Origin of the sequence: Hymenobacter radiodurans (assembly GCF_004355185.1) — a bacterium.
GTDB lineage: Bacteria > Bacteroidota > Bacteroidia > Cytophagales > Hymenobacteraceae > Hymenobacter > Hymenobacter radiodurans.
This window is the reverse complement of record NZ_CP037922.1, coordinates 3,574,766-3,596,117: the sequence shown is the minus strand read 5'-3', so window position 1 is coordinate 3,596,117 and position 21,352 is coordinate 3,574,766. Positions and strand designations below refer to the sequence as shown.

Genomic DNA, 21,352 nt, shown 5'->3' with positions numbered 1-21,352 from the left:
AGGCAAACAAGTTAAGAGTGAGAAATACGCGCCTAACCACCTGGCTAGCGCAAAAACTTGGTGAGTTGGGTAGTAAGCTCAGCTTGCGTAAACTCCTGCTCGAAGCCGACGCGCTTCTGCTTTTTGTTGTTGAGCATCAGCGTGAATGGAATAGCCCCCGACCATTTGTCATCTACTTTTCCAAGCCAAGAATTAGGGTCGGTTTCGTTAAGCAGGAGCACTTCCGACTTAAGCCCGCGCTTCTGCACAAAGGGCTTTACTTTCTTGTCCAGTTGAGAAGCGTAGTCGAGGCTCACCAGCAATACTTTTACTTTCTGGCCGGCGTAGGTCTTGTTGGCCTGCTCAAAATAAGGCAGCTCCTTAACGCAGGGACCACACCACGTTGCCCAGAAGTTGACCACGTAGGTTGTGTCGTTGGGTTGGCTCAAGCGCTTTTGCAGGGCCGGAAACTTCACCACTTCCACCTGCTGCGCCTGACTAGGCGCGGCAAACAGCAATAGCATGCCGGCAAAAAGTATTCTTACTAGTAGCATAGGCACTTAACGTTGACAGCGGGGCTTTGGTACGAAAGACGTAAGAAAATGAAAGAAGTGGCACGTTTACTTTTTTCTTTCTCAACTCACCTTCTTTTTCTAAATTATAGACAGGATAACACCAACATCCTCAGTTGAATAACAGCCACTACGGAGGCGTGTGCTAGTAGGGGCCCGATCCAGGTATCACGTTCCTGATAGCGCTGCTTCTATGCCTCTCCTGACTGAAGTTCAACCTGAGAAAAAGAAGCGTCGCTGGCCGATTTGGCTGCTTGGATCCGCCGTGATTATCAGCCTTGTAACGGTCGCGCTGGGCCGACTTGATGCTTGGCTGCACCAAGCCCTGGAGCAGCAGGTAAGTCAGGCGTCGGGGGGCTTTTATAGCCTCCAAATCAGAGAGCTTCACACTAGCTTATGGGCCCGCTCCCTGACAGTACGGGGAGTGCAGTTGCGCTCCGGTCCGACGTCGAACAGCCAACTCCCGCCCGTGCGCGCTGATGTGAACATAGTTCGCGTGCAGGGTATAGGGCTGCTGAGCTTGCTGCGCAGAGGCGTAGTGCCGATCAATAAAGTGATGGTAGAAGCCTTACGTCTGGAGGTAGGCAAAATGCCCCCCAGCACTACCAAGCCGTCGAAACCACTGTATGAGCGCCTGCCGCTGCACGTGAAAGGGATACGCCTCAATCATCTGTTTCTGGTAAATGTGGGGGGCAATTATACGCCCAATAAGCAGCCGGTATTTACCCTGGGCCGCGGCGACTTAGAAGCACATGACATTCTCATCAGCCCGGTTGGGGCCGCCGATTCGCAGCGCGTGAGCTACGCCCGCCGCACCTCTTTTCAGCTAGCCGATGCTCGCGTAGTGGCGAAGAACCATATAGCAAGCGTGAAGGCGCTACGATTTTCTTCCGACCGCCAGCTGCTGGAGCTGAATACTGTGCGCGTGCAGGCTATACAGCAGAGCAAAGACCCTGCAACCACGGCACGTCTCACGCTCTCGCTACCTCAAGTGCGCCTCACTGGTCTTCAGGCTCTGCCCTTAACCCGCCAGTTGCTACAGGCTGATTCCCTGCTTCTAACGTCTCCCGAGGCGACATTTCTGGCAGGCTCTCCAACTCCAAAAACCAAGGCGCTCCTCCTGCATCAGCAACTGCCACCTTGGATGAAGCGTTGCGTGTTGCGGTATGTAGGCTTGTCTGGGGGGCAATTTCGGCTGCCTAAATTGGCGGGGGCACCCACCGTTCGGGGCGTTAGTGTGCAAGCTGTCGACGTGCGAATAGACTCGCTGGGCGCCCACGACCCGGCGCGGATTTTTTATGCCGTAGCCTGGAAAGTACGCACCGGCCCGGCTACGGCTGTAGTGGATGCCCCTTTTTATCGGGCTCGCTGTGAAAGGTTTCAACTGGATTCTCGCACCAGCCTGGCTCAGGCCGATGGCTTGACCCTGACGCCCACCATGGGCCCCGCCGAATTTGCCCGCCGCAAACGCCTCTCCGCAACCCGCCTGACGGCTCGCCTGACACAGTTGCGGCTGGTAGGGCTGAATTGCGCCACCTGGGCACGCAACGGCGAGTTAGTAGCCAAGGCGCTGGAGCTACACAACCCGCGGCTACAGATTACCGGCAATGAGAATTACCCGCAGCCAACTGATTTGTCGGTAGTATCGCCCGAGCAGCTTCGGCGGTTACCTTTTCGGCTACACTTGGGCACAGCAAAAATCATCAACTTAAGCTTCCAAAGCTCCGAAATTGCCAAGGGCAGCACAATTCCCGTTAATTTCTCCATCACCCGCCTCCATGCAAGCATCAGCCCATTCACAAATAGCCCCGCGTACCGGAGCGCCAGCCCATCCATTGGGCGTGTTTCGGGCTGGTTGGAGGGAAAGTGCTTTATGCAAGGGGTGTTTAAATTCAATTTTGCCGATCCGCAGGGACGCCACAGTTTGGTGGGCTCGTTTGGGCCGACTCCTTTCGCTATTCTGAATCCAGTGAGCGAGCCAAGCGCCCGCATTCGCTTCGAACGGGGGCAGGTCGAGCATATCCAGTGCAACTTCCAATTTGATCGGCGGGGTGCTCGCGGTACCGTCTGGACGCGCTATTCAAATCTGAAAGTGTCCTTTATTAAAAGGAGCCGGGGCCCCGATAAAAAGAATATGTTCACTCGGGCAGAGTCTTTATTAACCAACAAGCTGATTGTGCGCGGAAATAATCCCCGCCGTCCGGGTCAAGCGTTGGAGCCCGGAAAAGTTGGGATTGGCCGCGACCTGACTCATTCTGTATTTTGGGTGTGGCGCATGGCAATGGTTGAGGGCCTGCTGAGCAGCGTTGGTGTACCCGATGCTTTTACCGACACGATGGAATAGCTGCGTAAATGCGTTTGGGATGCCCGAACGCTGCGCAGTGCCATCACGCTAACGCAGATTCGTGAGCTTCGTGGTAATGTTCTTGCTCAAGGCATGCAAAAAGCCCCCCGACAGTACCGCGTACTAGTCACCCAGACATAAAGTCTGTTGCCACCAAGCATAACTCCGGTCGAGCTTTCACGTACGGAGTATTCTAAAAATCCAACTTTCAGCATTTCACCTTTTGCTTTCCACATCTACTATGCTGAAATGGCTTTTCTCCGCTCTGGCGGCTCTGTTGTTCTGCGTGCCATCAGCCTCTGCTTACTCTGTACTAACCCATCAGGCCAATATAGACTCAACGTTTGATGTGTGTTTGGTTCCGCTTATAAAAAGCCGATTTGGCACTGCTACCCGCGAGGAGTGGATAGAGGCTAAGTCTTTTGCCTACGGGGGGGCAATTATTCAGGATATGGGCTTCTATCCCTTTGGCTCTAAGCTCTTTACCAATCTTACCCACTACGTACGTAGCGGCGACTTCGTGCGCAACCTGCTCAATCAGGCCCACGACCGCAATGAATATGCCTTCGCACTCGGTGCGCTGGCGCATTACGTCGCCGATATCAAGGGCCATCCCCAAGGCACCAACTTAGCGATGGCCTCCGTGTACCCCGAGCTTAAGGCTAAATTCGGGACAGCCATTACCTACCACGAAGCGCCCGTACAGCACACCCAGCTGGAGTTCGCTTTCGATGTAGTACAATTAGCGACGGGCCGCTACCGCTCCGCTGCTTATCAGAGCTTTATTGGCTTTCAGGTGAGCAAGCCGGTGCTGGAAAGGGCATTTCTTCAAACTTACGGACTGGAATTGGGTCAGGTGCTGCCTAATGTAGACCTGGCCATTGGCAGCTACCGGTTTGCTGTGCGCGAGCTGATTCCGATTGCTGCCCGGGCCGCGTGGCACGCTGAACGTGATGAAATCAGAAAGCTCAGCCCTGGAGCCCGCCGCCGCGACTATACGTACCGGCAAAGCGAGCGGGAGTATCGCCGGCAGTACGGGGCTGACTACCAGAAGCCCGGATTTGGGGCTCGCGTGCTATCTAAAGTGGTGCGGGTATTGCCCAAAATAGGACCATTGAAGCCCTTCGCTTTCAAACTCCCAACACCCGAAGCTCAGGAGTTGTTTAAGAAAAGCGTTCGGGTCGTGATGAAGGAGTATTGCAGCCTGGCTCAGCAGGAGCAAACTGCCAAATCACCGCCTCTACCCAATGCCGACTTCGACACGGGGAAGCCCACGCAGGCAGGGGAGTATGCTCTCGCCGATGAAACGTACGGAGAGTGGGTGCGCAAACTCGCCGACAAGAAGTTTGAAAGCATCTCGTCTCCGCAGCGGCAAAACATCTTGGCTTTCTTCGGTGATATGTCGAAGCTGCCCGTGGATGAGGAGGAAAAGGAAGCCAAGAACCTTGAAAAAACCCGTGCAGCGCTGCAAGAACTGCGAAACATACAAGCACCAGTTGGTACAGAAGCCAAGCCTTAGCCCGTAATACTGAAGCCCAAAACTCAGCACTAGGGGGCTTTTTTTGCTCGTGGCTGAACCCTAGGGACGGGGTGCGCCTTCCTGCACCAGATATCCGCTGAGGCGACGCAGAGTTGTTTCGGCCTGCTTAGCTTGGTAGCGAATATCCAACAGTCGTACTTCGGCGTCGAGCTGGCTGCGCTGGGCCACGCGCAAATCCAGTGGCGTGAGTAGGCCCAGACGGTAGCGTGCGAGGGCAATATTAACGTTTTCGCGGGCCAGCAGAATGTTTTCCTCTTCCAGCTCCAGTAGTTGCAGACGATTCTGGTAGCGGGCCAGCGCTTGCTCGGTTTCGGCGTCAAGGTTGAGGCGGGTCTGGTCTAGGAGCAAACGGCTCTGCTCTTCTACCACGCGGGCGTTCTGCTCAAGGCGTCGCTGGTTGAAGCCGTTGAAAATAGGAATGGTGGCTACCACACCATAATTCAGTCCTTGGTTGCGGCTAACGTTGGTGGCGAGCTGAGTACCAAAGAAGGCCGCACCGTTGATGTTGCGCGTCAGGCCGTAGCCACTCGTCAGGCTTACCTGAGGCCAGCGGTCAGCCCGAATAAGGCGGCGCTCATAGCGGGCTACATCGACACCTAAACGCGCCTGCTGCAACCGTGGATTCTTATCGAGTACGCCCTGCACAATCTCCTCAGCCCTCAGTCCGGTCGTAACGACAATAGAGTCGACAGGTTGGAAATCAATAACCGTAGTGCGGCCTAAGAGATTGTTGAGGTTGATTTTAGCGGCTGACAGTAATTCTTGCTGTTGTAAAAGCAGCGAGCGGTCAGCGTTGTAATCAACGCGCGCCGTCAGTACTTCTACCTTGGCGCTCACACCTACATCTACGCGCCCTTGGGTAAGGTCGATGCGCTGCTGCCCAATGTTGAGCGCTTCTTCCAGAGAGCGAATTTTGCCCGATTCTCGCACCACATTATAGTAGGCATCAGTGATGTTGGCAATACTTTCCTCAATCGTGGCGCGGGTTATTTGCTGCTGCTGCTTTTCTAGCGCCTTCAAACGGTCGTAGGCGATGAACATACCCAAGCCGTCGAACACAGTCCAGTTAAGCGCTACGTTGGCGTTGAGCTGGTTCGATTCAGCCCCGTTGGCAATGCGCGGGTCCTGGTCGCCGAGCTGTTGCCGAACGTTGTTGCGGGTAAAGTTGCGCGTGAAGTTGCCATTAACCGAAGGCAGCTGGCCTGCATTACCCCGAGTCACGTTGTTGCTGACAATCTGCTCGTCGGTGCGAGCCAAGCGAATGCCGTAGTTGTTTTCCAACCCAATCTGGATAGCCTGCTGCAAGGTGAGCGGCGGGGCGGGTGCTACGGTTTGGGGCTTCGCCGTTTGGTCTTGTTGCCCCCACGCCAGCGGCGAAATACTGAACAGCAGAAAAGAGAAAAACAGCGAACGAGAAAACAAGGACATTCTTACCACAAAAAGGCAGACTACTAAAAAAGGTGGGCCATCAGACATATGCAGCAACCGAAACCTCGGCTGAGCATTCTGGGGGCAAATATCAGGCGGCTAAGGCTTTCTCGGCCTCTTCCTGCTTTTTGGTGTGCTTCTTAGCCGTGGCGAAATACGAATACATCACGGGCACTACGTACAGCGTGAGGCCAGTAGCAAAAAACAGACCGCCAACCACGCCAATACCCATGGCTCGGCGGCTAAGCGCGCCCGCGCCAGTGGCTATGGCAATCGGCAGAATACCCAGAATGGCGCATAAGCTGGTCATCAGGATAGGGCGCAAACGGGCGGTAGCACCTTCTATGAGGCCAGTCATATAATCGGCTCCTTGCTCTACGCGTTGGTTGGCAAACTCCACAATCAGGATACCGTTCTTAGTCACCAAACCGATGAGCATGATGATTCCGATTTGCGAGAACAGGTTCAGCGTTTGATTGAAATACCACAAGCTCAGCAGCGCCCCCGACAACGCCAGCGGCACCGTCACCATGATGATGATCGGGTCGCGGAAGCTTTCAAACTGCGCGGCTAGTACTAGATAAATCAGCACCAGCGCCAAGCCGAAGGCAAAGAGGAGGGAAGAAGAGCTTTCCTGGAAGTCGCGGGAAGCACCCGAAAGCTCAGTAGTGAAGGTGTCGTCGAGTTGCTTATCAGCAATAGCCTGCATGGCGGCAATTCCGTCGCCCAGTGTTTGGCCAGGAGACAGGGAAGCCGAGAACGTAGCCGAGTTATAGCGATTGAAGCGGTACAACTGGGGCGGCGTGCTGCTTTCCTCCAAGCGAATGACGTTGTCGAGCTGTACAAGCTTTCCATCGGCACTTTTAACCGAAAGCAAACGCACATCCAGCGGCTGGTTGCGGTCTTCGCGGGCCACCTGACCGATTATTTGGTACTGCTTGCTTTCGCGGATGAAGTAGCCGTAGCGCTGCCCACTCAAGCCTGCCTGTAGCGTTTGGCTGATGCTCTGCACCGATACTCCTAAGCTCTGCGCCTTTTCGCGGTCGATAGTAATACGCAACTCGGGCTTATTAAACTTCAGATTGACATCGACAAACTGAAATGTAGGGTCTTGGCGGGCAGCATCCAGAAACTTAGGTACGGCTGTGCGAAGCTTATCGAAATCCTGGGTTTGAATAACAAATTGTACCGGTAATCCCCCGCCGCCACCACCGCCGCCACCGATACTCTGATCTTGAGAAACGGAAGTGCGGGCCGCTGTAAGGCTCTTAACGCCGGCTGTCAGTTTAGCTGCAATCTTATCCTGGCTTTCTATACGTTTGTCGGCATCAACCAACAGCACGCGAGCAATACCAGAGTTGGAGCCACCACCAAAACCTGGTGAAGTCACGACAAATACACTGCTTAGGTTTTCCGCGCCCGTCGAGTCAACGGCTACTCTGGTGAGGTCGGTCATGTACTGATCCATGAACTCAAAAGAAGCACCTTCCGGACCGGTTGCATTGATATTAATCCGGCTGCGGTCTTCCACAGGAGACAACTCGGAAGGAATGACGCCCATGAAAAACCAGATACCAACGCCCGTACCAGCTACCACCAGCCAAGCCAGCCAGCGGTTGCGCAGAAATGTTTCGAGGCTACTTTTATAACCACTAATCAGGTTTTCAAAAAACGGCTCCGTCTTACGGTAAAACCAATTGTGCTTTTCCTCGCGCTTCAGCAGCACCGAGCACATCATGGGAGTGAGCGTAAGCGAGACAAACGCCGAAATCAATACCGATCCGGCTACCACAATACCAAACTCGCGGAACAAGCGTCCGGTAATACCAGTCAGGAAAACTACCGGTAGGAATACCGCGGCAAGCACGATGGTTGTACTGATTACAGCCACCAGAATTTCCTCAGACCCTTTGATAGCGGCCGTTTTTGGGTCTTCGCCATCCTCGATACGTGAGTAGATATTCTCCAGTACCACAATGGCATCGTCTACTACCAGACCGATAGCGAGTACGATAGCCAGCAGCGTGAGCACGTTGATGGAGAAATCGAGGAGGTACATCACGAAGAAGATACCAATCAACGACACCGGAATAGCAACTACCGGAATCAGCGTAGAGCGCCAGTCGCGCAAGAACAGGAAGATGATAATTACCACGAGCACGAAGGCCTCGATGATAGTATGCTCTACTTCCGTGATAGACTGACGAATAAAAACCGAGTTGTCGAAGCCCGGCTTCAGCACTAAGTCGGCGGGCAGGTCTTTGCCGTACAGCTCAATGCGCTTGTTAAACTCGTCGGCAATATCAATCTGGTTGGAGCCCGGCTGCGGAATAATAGCCAAGCCGACCATCGGCACGCCATTCACTTTGAAAATAGTCTGGTCGTTTTCGGGGTACAGCTCAGCGTAGCCGATGTCGGAAAGCCGCACCAAGGAGGAAGCGTCTTTGCGGATGATCAGGTTATTGAAGTCCTCAACCGATGTTAGGCGGCCCATGGTACGCAGAGTAAGCTGGGTGTTTTCGCCCTGCACAGCGCCACTGGGTAGCTCCACGTTTTCACGCGTAAGTGCCGCTTGCACATCTACCGGCGATACGCTCAGGGCCGACAGCTTAACCGGGTCGAGCCAGAGACGCATGGAGTATTTACGCTCGCCATACACCCGAATTTCGGATACGCCCGGAATGGTTTGCAGACGCTCCTTAAGGGTATTGTTAGCGTAGTCAGTCAGCTCCAGCAAGGTGCGCTTGCTGCTGCTGAGGTAGGTCATCACGATGGGCTGGGAGTCGGCGTTGGCCTTGCTTACAACGGGCGGATCGATGTCGCGGGGCAAGCGGCCTTGGGCACCCGAAACCTTGTCGCGCACGTCGTTGGCAGCGGTTTCGAGGTCAGCATCCAAGTCAAATTCTACCGTAATCTGGGTGCGACCATCGCGAGAGTTAGACGTCAGGTTCTTGATACCGGCAATGCCATTCAGGGCTTCCTCCAATGGCTCCGTCACCTGACCCTGCATTACGTCGGCCGAGGCACCGGTGTAACTGGCCGACACCGTAATAATGGGCGGGTCGACACTAGGATATTCCCGGATACTTAAATACCGAAACCCGATTACGCCAAATATCACGATAACAAGGCTCATCACGATGGCGAGAACGGGGCGGGTTATGCTGGTTGAGGATAAGCTCATAAGGATGATAAGAGTAAAAAAAGCCCCCCGCTTCTAAAAAGCAGAAGTAGGCTTACTTAATCACGCGCACGGCGTCGCCGGGCTTCACTTGCAGAATACCAGTCCGAATAACAGTATCGCCCACGGCCAGGCCGTCGGTTATCTGAATCACCTTATCCGAGCGAATACCGATTTTCACCTTCTTGGGGACCATTTTTCCGTTCTTCACGGTGTACACGCTGTAGCCGCTCGCTTCTGGAATAACAGCCTCAGTTGGTACTTGCAACGCATCCGTCGATTCGCCGAGCTTCAGGTTTACTTTTACGAAAGCGCCGGGGCGAAGCTCATCCTTGGTGTTGGAGTAGCGGGCCCGCACAGGCTGGGTGCGGCTAACGGGGTCAATTTGGGGGTCAATGGCGTACACCTTAGCATCGTACTGCTTATTGGTGCTTTCGTCGGTTACGCTTACTACGTCGCCCACGCGAACATTATTGGCAAAGCGGCCGGGCACGGCGAAGTCAATCTTGACGGGCCGCACGCGGGAAAGGGTAGTGATTTCAAAACCGGGGCTCACATAAGTACCTACTGTGGCCGTGGTCAGGCCTAGCACACCATCGAAGGGCGCGCGCACGAAAGCGCGGTCGAGAGTAGCGCGCAACGCTTGCAGGTCCGATTGAGCCGTGAGGTATTGATTATTCGCCTGCTCATATTCCTGGGCACTGATATACTCTTTCTCCAGCAGCGTGCGCTGGCGCCGCTCCTGGTCGCGGTAAAGCTTAATGTTGTATTCCTGCTTGCGAATAGCGGCCTGCGCTTCATCGGCATTGATACTGAAAAGCAGTTGGCCTTTCTTCACCGGCTGGCCTTCCTTAATATTCAGGCTAGTGATTTTGCCCGATAGCTCGCTTTTGATCACCACCGATTCGTCGGGAAGGACGGAGCCTGTGGCCGCTACCTGATCGGATAAGTTAGTGGCTTGCACCACGTATACCTGCACGGGAGCTTTAGCGCCCGCGCCGCCACCGGCACCTCCGCGACCACCACCACCGCCTCCGCCACCTGGGCCACTTTTGCCCCCCGGACCTCCTTTGCCCCCTGCTGTGGGAGAAGGGAAATAGCGCATCTTAACAAACACCGCAGCCGCTATGAGCGCTATGGTCAATACAATCCAGAGTATTCTGCGCCCGGGGCGCGACTCTTCTACTTCGGGCACAAGTACTTCTTTCTCCTTAGTTTGCATGTGGTGAGGGAGCTATTCCCAACTCAGTATCAGTGGTATAAAGACCTTTTGGGGCAGCGATGTATATGAACGCCGTGGCCCCTTAGTAAGTTTAGTCGCGGCCGCTGTAAAAGAGTAAATAGGTGTTTCAAACACACTGTCTGTAACGTTATTTTGCCCCCCAAGGCTCTTAATGCCATTTTAAGAACGGTTCGCTTAGCCACTTATGACACAAAAAAAGCCTGCAGGTTGCAGGCTTTTTTGTAAAAATATCTGGAAAGCTTACATCGCCTTCTGGTTCAGGTAGTTCTTTGCTAAGTCGTTGAGCTTAGTGTCGGTCATCTGCTCTTCCTGCAACGACTGGCGGAGCAAAGAAGCAGCTTCGCTATGACCAAGTCGCTCGGCGTAGTGAGCAGCGGTGCCATAGCCAGCGATTTCGTAGTGCTCGATGCGCTGGGAAGCCGCAATCAGAGCAGCGTCCATTACTTCATCGGTTGCGTTTTCCGACATCGTTTCCTTGCCTTCTGCAATCAAGCCTTCCATTGCTTTACAGGTATGGCCGCTTAGTTTCAGGTCCATGGCCTTACCAATTTGCTCCAATCGGGCTACCTGGTTCTGCGTTTCCTGGAGATGCTTTTCGAATCCTTGGCGCAACCGGCCATCTTTGGCTTCGGCAGCCATTTTGGGCAATGCCTTTACCAACTGATTTTCGGCGCTGTAAAGGTCTTTGAGTTGCATTTCTAATAAATCGTCGAGGCTTTTTAGTTTGTCGAACATAGCAGTTTGTTAGGTTGGATGGGTTGGAGATAGAAAGCGAGGTTGTGAGTAACCTCACTTTCTATGGTACGACCAGAAGGGAGGTCGGGTTAGTATAAAAAGCGGGTTTTTACTACTGCTGAGCTTGTTTTGAGGATCGATTAGGATAAAGTTTTCCATTTACTTTGCTCTATGAAAACACCTAAAGAACCGGCGGACACCCAGCGTAATTTTTTTCAGGATGTACATGAGGTCGTGCGTCTGATTCCGCCCGGTCGGGTGAGTACGTATGGCGCTATTGCGCACTACCTGGGCGCCCGCCATGGGGCGCGAATGGTGGGATATGCTCTCATTGCTGCCGTACCAGCCCGCGGACTAGAGCAGGTACCGGCTCAGCGCGTCGTCAATCGGAATGGGTTGCTTACGGGGCGCCACCATTTTGCTACACCTACTGCTATGCAGGAAGCACTGGAGGCCGAAGGAGTGCAGGTAGCAGACGACCAGGTGCAGAACTTCAAAAAGCTCTTCTGGGACCCGGCTCAGGAACTGCTTTAGTCATGCTTCATAATAGGAGAACAAAAAAGCCCCCGGAAAGTATCTGGGGGCTTTTTGCTGAAGCAATGCTATATCTTGTCTGGAATCAATGCTTAACCAAAGAAGTAGGGCGAGATGTCTTCTGACGGATAACCATTTCAATAGCTTTACGAACCTCTTCCGGATTCGCGTTTTTGAGCAGGTAGCCGTGTGCGCCTTCCGCCCGCAAATTTTCAATCAGCTCCGGCTCGTCATGCATAGAAATGATAATGACGCGCACATACGGATATTGAACTCGCAGCAGACGAACTGTTTGCAGACCGTCGAGCACGGGCATCTGCAGATCCATCAGAATCACGTCGGGCACTACTCCAAAATCTAATCGCTCCAGAAGCTCCTGCCCGTCGCCGGCTTCGAAGAGAACTTCCATACCGGCAAACCCGCTTACCAGTGCCCGTAAACCTTTGCGAAATAACAAATGGTCATCGACAACCGCGACGCGAATAATATTACTATTCATGGAGAGATGCATTGATATTTGCCTGGTCGGTAACAAGATAGGGAATCGGAAGTGTAATCCAAACACGAGTGCCATCGCCCGGCGCCGACTCATGGTGGAGGGTGCCGCGCAGCACGGCTACCCGGCTTCGTAAGTTGGTAAGTCCCAGCCCAGTACGAGTGCCAGGCGAGGGCATGGCTTCATTCATAATTGGGTTAAATCCTATTCCGTCATCACTATAGTGCAAACTGAGCTGCTGCTGCTGAAAGTTAACGGCAATGCGCAACGTATCAGCTTGCGCGTGTTTGAGACCATTACCCAGCAACTCCTGTGCAATACGGTACACAATCAATTCCAGCCCAGGATCAAGGCGCCGCGGGGTGCCATCTTGTTCGATAAATACTTTCGTTCGCGCATCAGGCGGTACGGTGCGAGCCAGCGCATCAAGCGCGAAGGGTAGGCCAAACTTCTGTAGAGCCGCTGGCAGCAGGTTACGAGAAATACGACGCACCTCCGTAATTACTTGGTCGAGCAGGTCGGTAGCTTCTTTGGTGCGATTGGGGTCGCCGAGCGAGTGCAGATGCATTTTGGCAATGGCCAGCGTGGTGCCCACCCCATCATGTAGATCGGCGGCAATGCGCTGACGCTCTTCTTCTTGGGCGAGAAGTGCTGCTTCAAGGGCTTGCTGCTGACCATCTTCGCGCATCCGCTGCAACTCCAGCTGCTGTCGCAGGCGTCGCCGCTGATCCCGAATCACAAACGTCACAATGCCGCCCGCTAGCAGCAGCAGAATGGGTGTGATAAGCAGGAGGGCAATAAGCTCCTTCGACATAATGGACAGCTTCACTAGGTCTCACCATCTACTAATGGATACGTACTTAGCGGGAGGGGAGATATTAGATTAAAACAACAGCCAAGGATACAGAGAAAAGCCCCCATAGTAGGCATAAAGGTAAGTAAGAGTGGAGGTTAAATGCTCAATACTTTTGCAGTTCCTCCTTCTGTAACTGCTCCATAAGTGGTTGGTATAGCAAGCGGAAGGGGCGCGGTCGCCAACTACTGTAATGCAGCCATTTAGGTAGGGCGCGGCGCGGAGGCGTGCTGAGTGGATAGAAAGTGAACATCCACGCTAATAAGGCCATAGCAATGGCAAACAGCAGAACATCTGGCGTAGTAAAAAGCCTGTCCAGATACCGCTTTGTAAGTCTGTCATAGTCAGAAGAATAGATTGTTTTGACAGCTATAAAAGAAATAATGGAGCATGAGCTGTACAGCAGCACCGCCACACTTAAAAAAAAGTCTGGTTGTTTTTCCAGCGCAGTATAAGGGGATGAGTTGATTAAATGGGAAATATGAACTAATGCCAAAATAATAAGGATAGTGCAGCCGAAAGAATGCGAATTAGCATTAAGAAGAGTGAAGAAGCCACTCAAAAAAGCGGCATCTAGGAAGGCGACTGCTGAAAAGAGAATTAAGCTTATCGGAATAGCTGCTCGAACGCGACTAGGAGGTAGCAGGCGGCGGTATGTCTGAGCTACGAAAAAGACGAGCAGAAGCGTGCCTAAGTGATAGATATAGATATTGTTACGAATTGTAAGTCGACTTATTCTATCTAAAAAAAAGAAAAATGCTTCGGCGCCAATGTAGTAGTAGACTGGCTTGAGCTTATACGGAATATTGCGCCGTCTTAGAAAAGCCGCCGCAAACGGCAACAAAGGCGCGGCCTCTAAAACCCGATTAACGAGATGAAGCCGCGCCCAAGAGTCCATAGTAATTTGATTGGTCGTAAATAACGGTAGTGCTACTGCATCAGCGGACTATTCGGGTCGCAATTAATAGGGCACATCATAGGGGTATCGCCCACGGCGCCGTCCCCGTCGTCATCAATGGGGCTAATCAGATCCTTGCCTTTGGCATCAACGCCGACTACCAACAAGCGGCTTGCGCCCTCATCATCGATGGCTTGGTAGATGCGTAAGCCAGCGCAAGCATCTTCGTTTAAAATACTCAGTAGAAACTCTTTGCCAAAGTAGTGGGCCAAGGTCAGCGTTTCTTCCTGCTTGCCAGGGTTGGTTCGATAATTCTTGGTCCAGCGTGCCGCTTCTTTGGACTTGATTTTTTTCCCGGCTTTGGGGTCGAAGGGATCTTTTAAAACTTCCATTAGAATTGAAGAAAATAGATGTGGGTAAGAGAGAAAATTGCCCAAGTAGAAATTGGGCGTAGTAGCGAATTCAAATATAGCGACAGGCTATTGGTTTGAAACCCACGGCTTCTCTAATCACCAAAATAAAGACGAGCATACCCCCGCGCTTCTCAGGCTGGGCGCAAGCTAGCTTTATCGAATAGTGCTGGTAGTCGTATCAAAAAGGTAGCTCGCCGGGTAACTGGGGAGGTGGGGCCGTAGGACGCACGCGCGGACTCTTACCGCTAGGCACAACACGAGGTGCGGGCTCGTCGTCGTCGTCAGCTGGTACATCCTCATCCAACTCGTCTTCTTCATCTAGGTTCTCAAACACCCGGTCAATAGCCGACTCCGCATTGCGGAGCTTTTGCTTGCACAGTCGAATCAGCTCAGCGGAGCGTTGTACTCGGGCTGTAAGGTCGTCTACATCCACTGTATCGGTTTCGAGGGCGCGCAAAATGGTTTCCAACTCTTCGATAGCTTGGCGGTAGGTTAGGTCGTTTGTCATGGGAATGTGTAGAGCGGCGTTAACCCAAATAAGCTAGCCGCGCGGGAACAGAGATAAATGTAAAGTTGGGGGGCTTTTTTAAGGGCAAATGGCAATAACCGTATGGGCTAACTGCATCAACAAGCTAGCCTACAAGTAGAAATTTAGCCAAAAGCAGAACCCTGCGGTGGAAGCGCAACTGCGGAATTAGCCAAAAAGCCCCCCAGTGCTTCAAGCTGAGTTGTGGGCCGCAATTGTGTCAGCCGTAGCTCAGCGCGATGCAACAGGCGCTCAGCGGCCAGCTGCAACTGGTAGCGCTTACGTAGCAGTTGTAGTTGGCGGCGCTGTTGGTGGCGCCGAAACCGTTGGGCCAACGCCCGGCCAAAGGTGCGCAATTGTCGTTGCTGACCAGCCAGCGCCTGCTGGGCCGCTCGCTGCGCTGAATGACGCGTCCGATTCAGAAGGCGATGCTGCTGCCGCAGCTGTGCCCGCGGTGCCGTGGCTGCCTGTCGGATGCGCTGATGCAGCAAGGTGCGCTGCTCGGTAAACTGCGTTTGGGCTGCTTGCTGTGTGTGCCGGGCGAGGCGTCGGAGTTGGTCGTCAGCGGTTTGTAATTGCTCGAAAGCCAACTCCTGTATACGCGCCGCATAGCCGTCGAAAGCAGCATCGAGGCGAGCCAAGCGGTCCAAGAAGAATATAGCAACGGCCGTAGGCGTTTTCAGGGCCGTATGCGCCGTGAGGTCGACTACTGCCTCGTCGCGCTCGTGGCCAATACCGGTAATTACAGGTAACGGGAAAGCACCCACTGCGGCCGCCAATCCATAATCGTCGAAAGCCAGCAAATCCGTTTTGCCCCCGCCGCCCCGGATAATGACCACCGCATCGAAGTAGCGCCGGCGGGGCCGAATATGGTCCAAGGCCGCCCGAATGCTGGCCGGTGCCTCCGTGCCCTGCATCAAAGCCGGCACCAGCGTTACGGAGAAATCAAATACCGATTCGCTGAGCTGTTGCATGAAATCCTGAAAGCCAGCGGCTGTAGGCGAAGAAATAACAGCCAAGCGTTGGGGGCCAATAGCCAGCGGCAGGCGCTTCTGCTTTTCGAGCAGCCCCTTTGCTGTGAGCTTACGCACAGTGTCGAGGCGCTGGCGAGCCAAGTCGCCGACGGTATACGTGGGATCAATAGCCAGCACGTCCAAGCTCAGACCATACTGCTCGTGAAACTTGATCTGTACCCGCAGCATAACTTTTAGGCCCGGCTGCAATTCCTGACCGGTAGCCTCATAAAAAGTTGGGGCTAGTGACTGAAAGCGCTGACTCCAAATAGTGGCGCGGGCTTGGGCCTTTAGCTCGGCTCCGCGGCCGGTTCTATGCTGGTCGGTGAGGGTAAGGTAGCAGTGAGCGCCGTCGTGGCGGGGCGGGGTCAACTCCGCGATTTCGGCAATAACCCAATAAGATTCGGCAAAGCGGTCGGTGAGCGTTTGCTTTACGCGCAACAGCAGCTCAGCCAACGGCAAAGCCAGCGGCGGTCGGCTAGGGGGCAAATTCGGCTCGGGGCGACGATTAAAGAGCGGCGGCATAGATAGCAAAGTACGCAAATGGGGGCAGCGGGAACAAGGAAAAGCCGCGTAGTGTAAAGCTTTTCAAGTCAGAAGAATAGAATTAAGCCTCCATCCATTTGCACGGTTTCACTTATCTTTCTTGCCTCAACCTCACTTTCACTCATCCAAGTTCATATGAAAAACCTAAACAGTCTGACGTTGGCCGCCGTGGCCGCGGCAGGTCTTGCCTGGGCCGGATGTAGCTCGTCGAAGACGCCGACCACCTCGGATACCGCTTCGACTACTACCACCGCGACTACCACCACTGCGGCGCCCGTTGTGAAGGGCGTGGGCCTAGACCCAGCCAATATCGATACGTCGGTAGACCCCTGCGACGACTTTTTTCAGTATGCTTCAGGCACTTGGCTTAAGAACAACCCCATCCCGGCCGCCGAATCGCGCTGGAGCTCTTGGAACGGGCTCATCAACCAGAATGAGGCCGTGATGCGCCAGATTCTGCAGGAAGCCGCCGCCAATACCAGCGCCACGAAAGGCAGCAACGCCCAGAAAGTAGGCGACTTCTACGCCTCTGCCATGGACTCGGCTGCTATTGATGCCGCCGGTCTGAAGCCCATTCAGCCTGAATTAAACCGCATTGCGGCCATCAAAGATCTGAAAGGCCTGCAGGCTTCGTTGGCGCGTCAGCAGATGCTGCGGACTCGCTCCGTATTCGGTGCTGGCGTGGCCCAGGACCGCAAAATCAGCACCCAATATGCGGTATATCTGTCGCAGGGGGGCCTGACTTTGCCCGACCGCGACTACTACCTGAAAGAGGACGGCCGCTCCAAAACCATCCGCACGGCTTACATGACATATTTGACCAATATGTTTAAGCTACTCGGCGATAATGAAGCTACCGCCGCCAAGAACGCAAATACAGTAATGCGCTTGGAGACGCGGTTGGCAAAGGCATCGAAGGACCGCGTAGCGATGCGCGACCCGTATGCCAACTACAACAAGATGACGGTGGCGGAGGCCAATAAGCAATTTCCGAATATGAACGTGCCCGGCATGTTGCAGCAGCTTGGTGTAGGTTCGGCGAAGGAAGTAATTGTTGGGCAGCCTGAATTCTTGAAAGAAGCCAGTACAGCCCTAAAAACGGAGCCTTTGGCCGATTGGAAAACCTATCTGCGCTGGCACGTGGTTTCGTCGGTGGCCGATGCGCTGCCAAAGTCATTCAACGATGAGTCGTTCCGCTTCACGCAGGTATTGACGGGTGCTAAAGAGCAGCAGCCCCGCTGGAAGCGTATGTTGCGCGCCACCGACGGCGCTCTGGGCGAGGCTTTTGGTCAGCTCTACGTGGATAAGGCTTTCACGCCCGAGACCAAGGAGAAGGCCATGGAAATGGTCAACAACATCCGCGAGGCAATGTCTGAGCACATCAGCCAGTTGGAATGGATGAGCGCCGCTACCAAAGCTGAAGCCCAGAAAAAACTGGATGCGTTCGTAGTGAAAATTGGCTACCCCGATAAGTGGAAAGATTATTCCGCGCTCGACATCTCACGCGATTCGTATGTGCAAAACGTGCTGAACGCTCGCATGTGGGATTATAAGTACAACGTGAACAAGTTCGGCAAGCCGATTGATCGGGGTGAGTGGGGCATGACGCCGCCCACGGTAAATGCCTACTACAACTCGTCGCTAAATGAGATTGTATTCCCTGCCGGTATCATGCAGCCGCCGTTCTTCGATCCGAAGGCCGATGACGCTGTGAACTACGGTGGTATGGGTGCCGTGATCGGCCACGAAATCACGCACGGCTTCGACGACCGCGGCCGCCAGTCTGATGCCGAGGGCAACCTGCGCGATTGGTGGACCAAGGAAGATGCGGAGAAGTTTACGCAGCGCGCCGACATGGTGGGCGCGCAATACAGCGCCTTCTCGCCTCTCGACTCGGTGTTTGTGAATGGTAAGCTGACCATGGGCGAAAACCTCGCTGACTTCGGCGGCCTGAACGTTGCTTTTACTGCTCTCCAGAAGCAACTGAAGAAGAAGTATCCGAACGGCGACGTGCCTAAGTACGACGGCTTTACGCCAGAGCAGCGCTTCTTCCTGTCGTGGGCTCAGATTTGGCGTACTAACGCCCGGCCTGAGTACCTGCGTCAGCAAGTTCTGACTGATTCGCACTCGCCCGCGCAGTACCGCACCAACGGTCCGCTCATGAACATGCCCCAATTCTATGAGGCATTTGGCTGTAAGGAAAATGCCAAAATGGTACGCGCTCAGAACCAGCGCGCCCGTATCTGGTAAGCACTTGCTTATCTTATTTTAAGCGTAAAAAAGCCCCCAGAAACCTCTGGGGGCTTTTTTGTGACTTGCTATTACTCGCGCCATTATTGCGTTGCAGCTTTTCTTTATCTTTCTTCACCGAATTATCTATTTCCCCCTCTTTTTTCGCATTTCCACCCACTTATGAAAAAACAGAAAAGCCTGACCCTGGCTATGGTAGCCGCGGCCGGGCTGGCCCTGACGAGCTGCGCCACCAGCACTCCGCCCGCCACCCCCGACACGGCTGCCACTACTACTCCCGCCCCGGCCGAAGAAGCCATGGTAAAAGGGGTAGGGCTGGATGTAGCCAACCTGGATAAAACGGCTGATCCTTGCCAGGATTTCTATCAGTATGCCAGCGGTAATTGGCTGAAGAATAACCCCGTACCAGCGGCCGAGTCGTCGTGGGGCAGCTTCAATGAGTTGTTTGATAAGAACAACACCGTAATGCGGCAGATTCTGGACGAGGCTGCTGCTAATACCAGCGCTGCCAAGGGTTCTAACGCCCAGAAAGTAGGCGACTACTACTTCACGGCCATGGATTCGATGGCCATCGAAAAAGCGGGCATGACGCCTTTGAAGCCGGAGCTAGACCGCTTGGCTGCTGTGAAGGATTTGAAAGGACTACAAACATTGGTGGCTCGCCATCAAATGCTGCGCACCGGTGCCTTCTTCGGGGCTTATGTGGGGCAGGATGACAAGATTAGCACTCAATATGCTGTCAATCTATACCAAGGTGGCCTGAGCCTGCCCGACCGCGACTACTACCTCAAGGACGACGCGCGGTCAAAAGCCATTCGCACGGCTTACCAAACGTATTTGACCAACACGTTTAAGCTGGCTGGCGACAACGAAGCCACGGCTGCGAAAAACGCGGCCACGGTGATGCGCATTGAGACTCGCCTTGCCAAAGCCAGCAAAGCCCGTGTGGAGTTGCGCGACCCGTACGCCAACTACAACAAAATGACCGTGGCTGAAGCGAATAAGCAATTCCCAAATCTGGGTTTGTCTACTCTGCTCGCTAATAATAAGTTGGGTGCCGCCAAAGAAGTAATCGTAGGACAGCCTGCATTCTTTAAGGAAGCCAGCAGCCTCATGAAGGACACGCCCCTAGCGGACCTGAAAACCTACATGCGCTGGCACTTCGTGACCTCCATGACGCAGGCTTTGCCGAAGTCATTTGTGGATGAGTCGTTCCGCTTTAACCAGGTGCTCAGCGGTGCCAAGCAGCAGCAGCCCCGCTGGAAGCGCATGTTACGCGCCACCGACGGCGCCCTAGGCGAAGCATTTGGCCAGCTCTACGTGGATAAGGCCTTCTCGCCTGAAGCTAAGGCAAAGGCTATGGAGATGGTGAAAAACCTCCGTGCCGCTATGTCGGAGCATATTCAGAAAAACACCTGGATGAGCGCCGCCACCAAAGCCGAAGCCCAGAAAAAGCTGGATGCCTTCACGGTAAAAATCGGCTACCCTGATCAGTGGAAGGACTATTCGGCTTTGAATATCAGTCGCGACTCCTACGCTCAGAACCTCATTAATACCCGTATCTGGGCCTTCAATGATAACGTAAGCAAGTTTGGTAAGCCCATCGACCGCAAGGAGTGGGGCATGACCCCGCCGACGGTAAATGCTTATTATAATCCGTCGATGAATGAGATTGTGTTCCCGGCCGGTATCCTGCAGCCGCCGTTCTTCGATCCGAACGCTGACGACGCCGTCAACTACGGTGGTATGGGCGCCGTCATCGGGCACGAAATCACGCACGGCTTCGACGACCAAGGCCGCCAATACGACGCCGAAGGCAACCTGCGCGACTGGTGGACCAAGGAAGATGCGGAGAAGTTTGAAGCCCGCGCGGCTATCGTAGGCGCTCAGTTCGATGCTTTCACGCCTCTCGACTCGGTGCACGTAAATGGTAAGCTGACCATGGGTGAAAACCTAGCTGACCTCGGTGGCCTCAGCATTGCCTACACTGCTTTGCAGAAGCAGCTAGAAGGCAAGCCCAAAACCAAAGTCGATGGCTTGACCCCAGAGCAGCGCTTCTTCTTGGCTTGGGCCCAGATATGGCGTAGCAACTCTCGGCCGGAGTATTTGCGTCAGTTGGTCTTAACTGATCCGCACTCCCCGGGCCAGTTCCGCACCATTGGTCCGCTCCAGAATATGCCCCAGTTCTATGAGGCTTTTGGCTGCAAGGATGACGCAAAAATGGTTCGTGCTGAAACCAGACGTGCTGTTATCTGGTAAAGCAATTCGCTTTTGAAATACACAAAAAAGGCGGTCCGCATACAGCGAACCGCCTTTTTTGTGTATTTGTACCTAAGTTCTGGCAAGTCACGTTTGAGCTTACACAAGCTACTTCTTGCCCATCCATTTTGCCCCCCAGAAGCTTATGAAAAGCCAATCAATAACGCGACTACGGTATTTTTTGCCCAGTATCTTTTTCTTGCTTGGGCTGCTGGCAAGCTGTCAGAGTCCAGAAGAAAAGCTGCAAGATCATCTGACCGATCCGAAGGCCGGCGATGTGTATGTGGTCAGCTACCAGCCCGCAGGCAGTACCAAGCCCAGCTATTTTTACTATCAGCTCGTCCGGTTCACTGCCGACAGCGCTTTCTTTCATCCGGCCCGCCGTGAGGTGACTACGGCCGATCTAAGCCTGGAGAAGGAGCCTAACTTATTCAATCCCGATGATATTAAAAGCTTCTCGCGCCAGGAACTGCGAGAGTTTACTCAAGCGCAGCCCGGCGATGCTTATAAGATTCTGCTGACAACTATTCGCCGCGAATAAG

17 protein-coding genes are annotated in these 21,352 nt (G+C 53.8%); 6 read left to right on the top strand and 11 right to left on the bottom strand.

The window, feature by feature from the left end; translation table 11 throughout:
- Nucleotides 1-44: 44 nt before the first annotated feature.
- Nucleotides 45-503 carry a TlpA disulfide reductase family protein gene (locus EPD59_RS16405; RefSeq protein WP_240731454.1) on the bottom strand — a complete coding sequence of 153 codons (459 nt, stop codon included), beginning with the start codon at nucleotides 501-503 and terminating at the stop codon, nucleotides 45-47.
- Between the two features lie 241 nt (nucleotides 504-744).
- Here EPD59_RS16405 and EPD59_RS16400 point away from each other — a divergent pair, with 241 nt between their 5' ends.
- Both EPD59_RS16400 and EPD59_RS16395 read left to right on the top strand, forming a co-directional pair.
- Complete coding sequence (locus tag EPD59_RS16400) at nucleotides 745-2,895, top strand: AsmA family protein (RefSeq protein ID WP_133273729.1); 2,151 nt, start codon at nucleotides 745-747, stop codon at nucleotides 2,893-2,895.
- Nucleotides 2,896-3,136: 241 nt separating this feature from the next.
- Nucleotides 3,137-4,414, top strand: a complete 1,278-nt coding sequence (locus tag EPD59_RS16395) for a zinc dependent phospholipase C family protein (protein ID WP_133273728.1) — start codon at nucleotides 3,137-3,139, stop codon at nucleotides 4,412-4,414.
- A 60-nt stretch (nucleotides 4,415-4,474) separates the two neighbouring features.
- Here the strand turns inward: EPD59_RS16395 and EPD59_RS16390 are convergent, their stop codons facing one another.
- From EPD59_RS16390 to EPD59_RS16375, 4 genes are all read right to left on the bottom strand, one after another.
- Nucleotides 4,475-5,863 (bottom strand): TolC family protein, encoded by a 1,389-nt coding sequence (locus EPD59_RS16390; protein WP_165963638.1) that lies wholly within the window; start codon nucleotides 5,861-5,863, stop codon nucleotides 4,475-4,477.
- 91 nt (nucleotides 5,864-5,954) lie between these two features.
- A complete protein-coding gene (locus tag EPD59_RS16385; RefSeq protein WP_133273726.1) occupies nucleotides 5,955-9,047 on the bottom strand; it encodes an efflux RND transporter permease subunit in 3,093 nt (1,030 codons plus the stop codon).
- 52 nt (nucleotides 9,048-9,099) lie between these two features.
- Complete coding sequence (locus EPD59_RS16380; protein WP_133273725.1) at nucleotides 9,100-10,266, bottom strand: efflux RND transporter periplasmic adaptor subunit; 1,167 nt, start codon at nucleotides 10,264-10,266, stop codon at nucleotides 9,100-9,102.
- 261 nt (nucleotides 10,267-10,527) lie between these two features.
- On the bottom strand, nucleotides 10,528-11,022 hold the full coding sequence (locus tag EPD59_RS16375) for a ferritin-like domain-containing protein (protein ID WP_133273724.1): 495 nt from the start codon (nucleotides 11,020-11,022) through the stop codon (nucleotides 10,528-10,530).
- Nucleotides 11,023-11,193: 171 nt separating this feature from the next.
- On the opposite strand from EPD59_RS16375, the gene EPD59_RS16370 reads away from it, so the two are divergent.
- Complete coding sequence (locus EPD59_RS16370; protein ID WP_133273723.1) at nucleotides 11,194-11,556, top strand: MGMT family protein; 363 nt, start codon at nucleotides 11,194-11,196, stop codon at nucleotides 11,554-11,556.
- 85 nt (nucleotides 11,557-11,641) lie between these two features.
- Here EPD59_RS16370 and EPD59_RS16365 read toward each other — a convergent pair whose 3' ends face one another.
- From EPD59_RS16365 to xseA, 6 genes are all read right to left on the bottom strand, one after another.
- Complete coding sequence (locus tag EPD59_RS16365) at nucleotides 11,642-12,055, bottom strand: response regulator (protein ID WP_165963637.1); 414 nt, start codon at nucleotides 12,053-12,055, stop codon at nucleotides 11,642-11,644.
- On the bottom strand, nucleotides 12,048-12,881 hold the full coding sequence (locus EPD59_RS16360; protein ID WP_133273721.1) for a sensor histidine kinase: 834 nt from the start codon (nucleotides 12,879-12,881) through the stop codon (nucleotides 12,048-12,050). The genes EPD59_RS16365 and EPD59_RS16360 overlap by 8 nt, the downstream gene beginning before the upstream one ends.
- A 130-nt stretch (nucleotides 12,882-13,011) precedes the next feature.
- Nucleotides 13,012-13,803: a hypothetical protein gene (locus tag EPD59_RS16355; RefSeq protein WP_133273720.1), complete on the bottom strand. Its 792-nt coding sequence runs from the start codon at nucleotides 13,801-13,803 to the stop codon at nucleotides 13,012-13,014.
- A gap of 32 nt (nucleotides 13,804-13,835) precedes the next feature.
- On the bottom strand, nucleotides 13,836-14,195 hold the full coding sequence (locus EPD59_RS16350; protein ID WP_133273719.1) for a hypothetical protein: 360 nt from the start codon (nucleotides 14,193-14,195) through the stop codon (nucleotides 13,836-13,838).
- A gap of 199 nt (nucleotides 14,196-14,394) precedes the next feature.
- Nucleotides 14,395-14,724: an exodeoxyribonuclease VII small subunit gene (gene xseB / locus EPD59_RS16345; RefSeq protein ID WP_133273718.1), complete on the bottom strand. Its 330-nt coding sequence runs from the start codon at nucleotides 14,722-14,724 to the stop codon at nucleotides 14,395-14,397.
- Between the two features lie 143 nt (nucleotides 14,725-14,867).
- Nucleotides 14,868-16,280, bottom strand: a complete 1,413-nt coding sequence (xseA, locus tag EPD59_RS16340; protein ID WP_133273717.1) for an exodeoxyribonuclease VII large subunit — start codon at nucleotides 16,278-16,280, stop codon at nucleotides 14,868-14,870.
- A gap of 156 nt (nucleotides 16,281-16,436) precedes the next feature.
- On the opposite strand from xseA, the gene EPD59_RS16335 reads away from it, so the two are divergent.
- The 3 genes from EPD59_RS16335 (at nucleotide 16,437) to EPD59_RS16325 (ending at nucleotide 21,351) form a co-directional block, all read left to right on the top strand.
- Nucleotides 16,437-18,551, top strand: a complete 2,115-nt coding sequence (locus EPD59_RS16335; protein ID WP_133273716.1) for a M13 family metallopeptidase — start codon at nucleotides 16,437-16,439, stop codon at nucleotides 18,549-18,551.
- Between the two features lie 162 nt (nucleotides 18,552-18,713).
- Entirely contained in the window at nucleotides 18,714-20,810 is a 2,097-nt protein-coding gene (locus EPD59_RS16330; protein ID WP_133273715.1) for a M13 family metallopeptidase, read from the top strand.
- 181 nt (nucleotides 20,811-20,991) lie between these two features.
- On the top strand, nucleotides 20,992-21,351 hold the full coding sequence (locus EPD59_RS16325) for a hypothetical protein (protein WP_133273714.1): 360 nt from the start codon (nucleotides 20,992-20,994) through the stop codon (nucleotides 21,349-21,351).
- Nucleotide 21,352 lies beyond the last annotated feature (1 nt).

What these genes read in the sequence shown, in the direction of transcription:
- EPD59_RS16335 (WP_133273716.1), top strand. Translation starts at nt 16,437, where the DNA reads ATGAAAAACCTAAACAGTCTGACGTTGGCCGCCGTGGCCGCGGCAGGT.
- EPD59_RS16365 (WP_165963637.1), bottom strand. Translation starts at nt 12,055, where the DNA reads ATGAATAGTAATATTATTCGCGTCGCGGTTGTCGATGACCATTTGTTA.
- EPD59_RS16400 (WP_133273729.1), top strand. Translation starts at nt 745, where the DNA reads ATGCCTCTCCTGACTGAAGTTCAACCTGAGAAAAAGAAGCGTCGCTGG.
- xseA (WP_133273717.1), bottom strand. Translation starts at nt 16,280, where the DNA reads ATGCCGCCGCTCTTTAATCGTCGCCCCGAGCCGAATTTGCCCCCTAGC.
- EPD59_RS16355 (WP_133273720.1), bottom strand. Translation starts at nt 13,803, where the DNA reads ATGGACTCTTGGGCGCGGCTTCATCTCGTTAATCGGGTTTTAGAGGCC.
- EPD59_RS16370 (WP_133273723.1), top strand. Translation starts at nt 11,194, where the DNA reads ATGAAAACACCTAAAGAACCGGCGGACACCCAGCGTAATTTTTTTCAG.
- EPD59_RS16375 (WP_133273724.1), bottom strand. Translation starts at nt 11,022, where the DNA reads ATGTTCGACAAACTAAAAAGCCTCGACGATTTATTAGAAATGCAACTC.
- EPD59_RS16330 (WP_133273715.1), top strand. Translation starts at nt 18,714, where the DNA reads ATGAAAAAACAGAAAAGCCTGACCCTGGCTATGGTAGCCGCGGCCGGG.
- EPD59_RS16395 (WP_133273728.1), top strand. Translation starts at nt 3,137, where the DNA reads ATGCTGAAATGGCTTTTCTCCGCTCTGGCGGCTCTGTTGTTCTGCGTG.
- xseB (WP_133273718.1), bottom strand. Translation starts at nt 14,724, where the DNA reads ATGACAAACGACCTAACCTACCGCCAAGCTATCGAAGAGTTGGAAACC.
- EPD59_RS16390 (WP_165963638.1), bottom strand. Translation starts at nt 5,863, where the DNA reads ATGTCCTTGTTTTCTCGTTCGCTGTTTTTCTCTTTTCTGCTGTTCAGT.
- EPD59_RS16350 (WP_133273719.1), bottom strand. Translation starts at nt 14,195, where the DNA reads ATGGAAGTTTTAAAAGATCCCTTCGACCCCAAAGCCGGGAAAAAAATC.
- EPD59_RS16405 (WP_240731454.1), bottom strand. Translation starts at nt 503, where the DNA reads ATGCTATTGCTGTTTGCCGCGCCTAGTCAGGCGCAGCAGGTGGAAGTG.
- EPD59_RS16385 (WP_133273726.1), bottom strand. Translation starts at nt 9,047, where the DNA reads ATGAGCTTATCCTCAACCAGCATAACCCGCCCCGTTCTCGCCATCGTG.
- EPD59_RS16380 (WP_133273725.1), bottom strand. Translation starts at nt 10,266, where the DNA reads ATGCAAACTAAGGAGAAAGAAGTACTTGTGCCCGAAGTAGAAGAGTCG.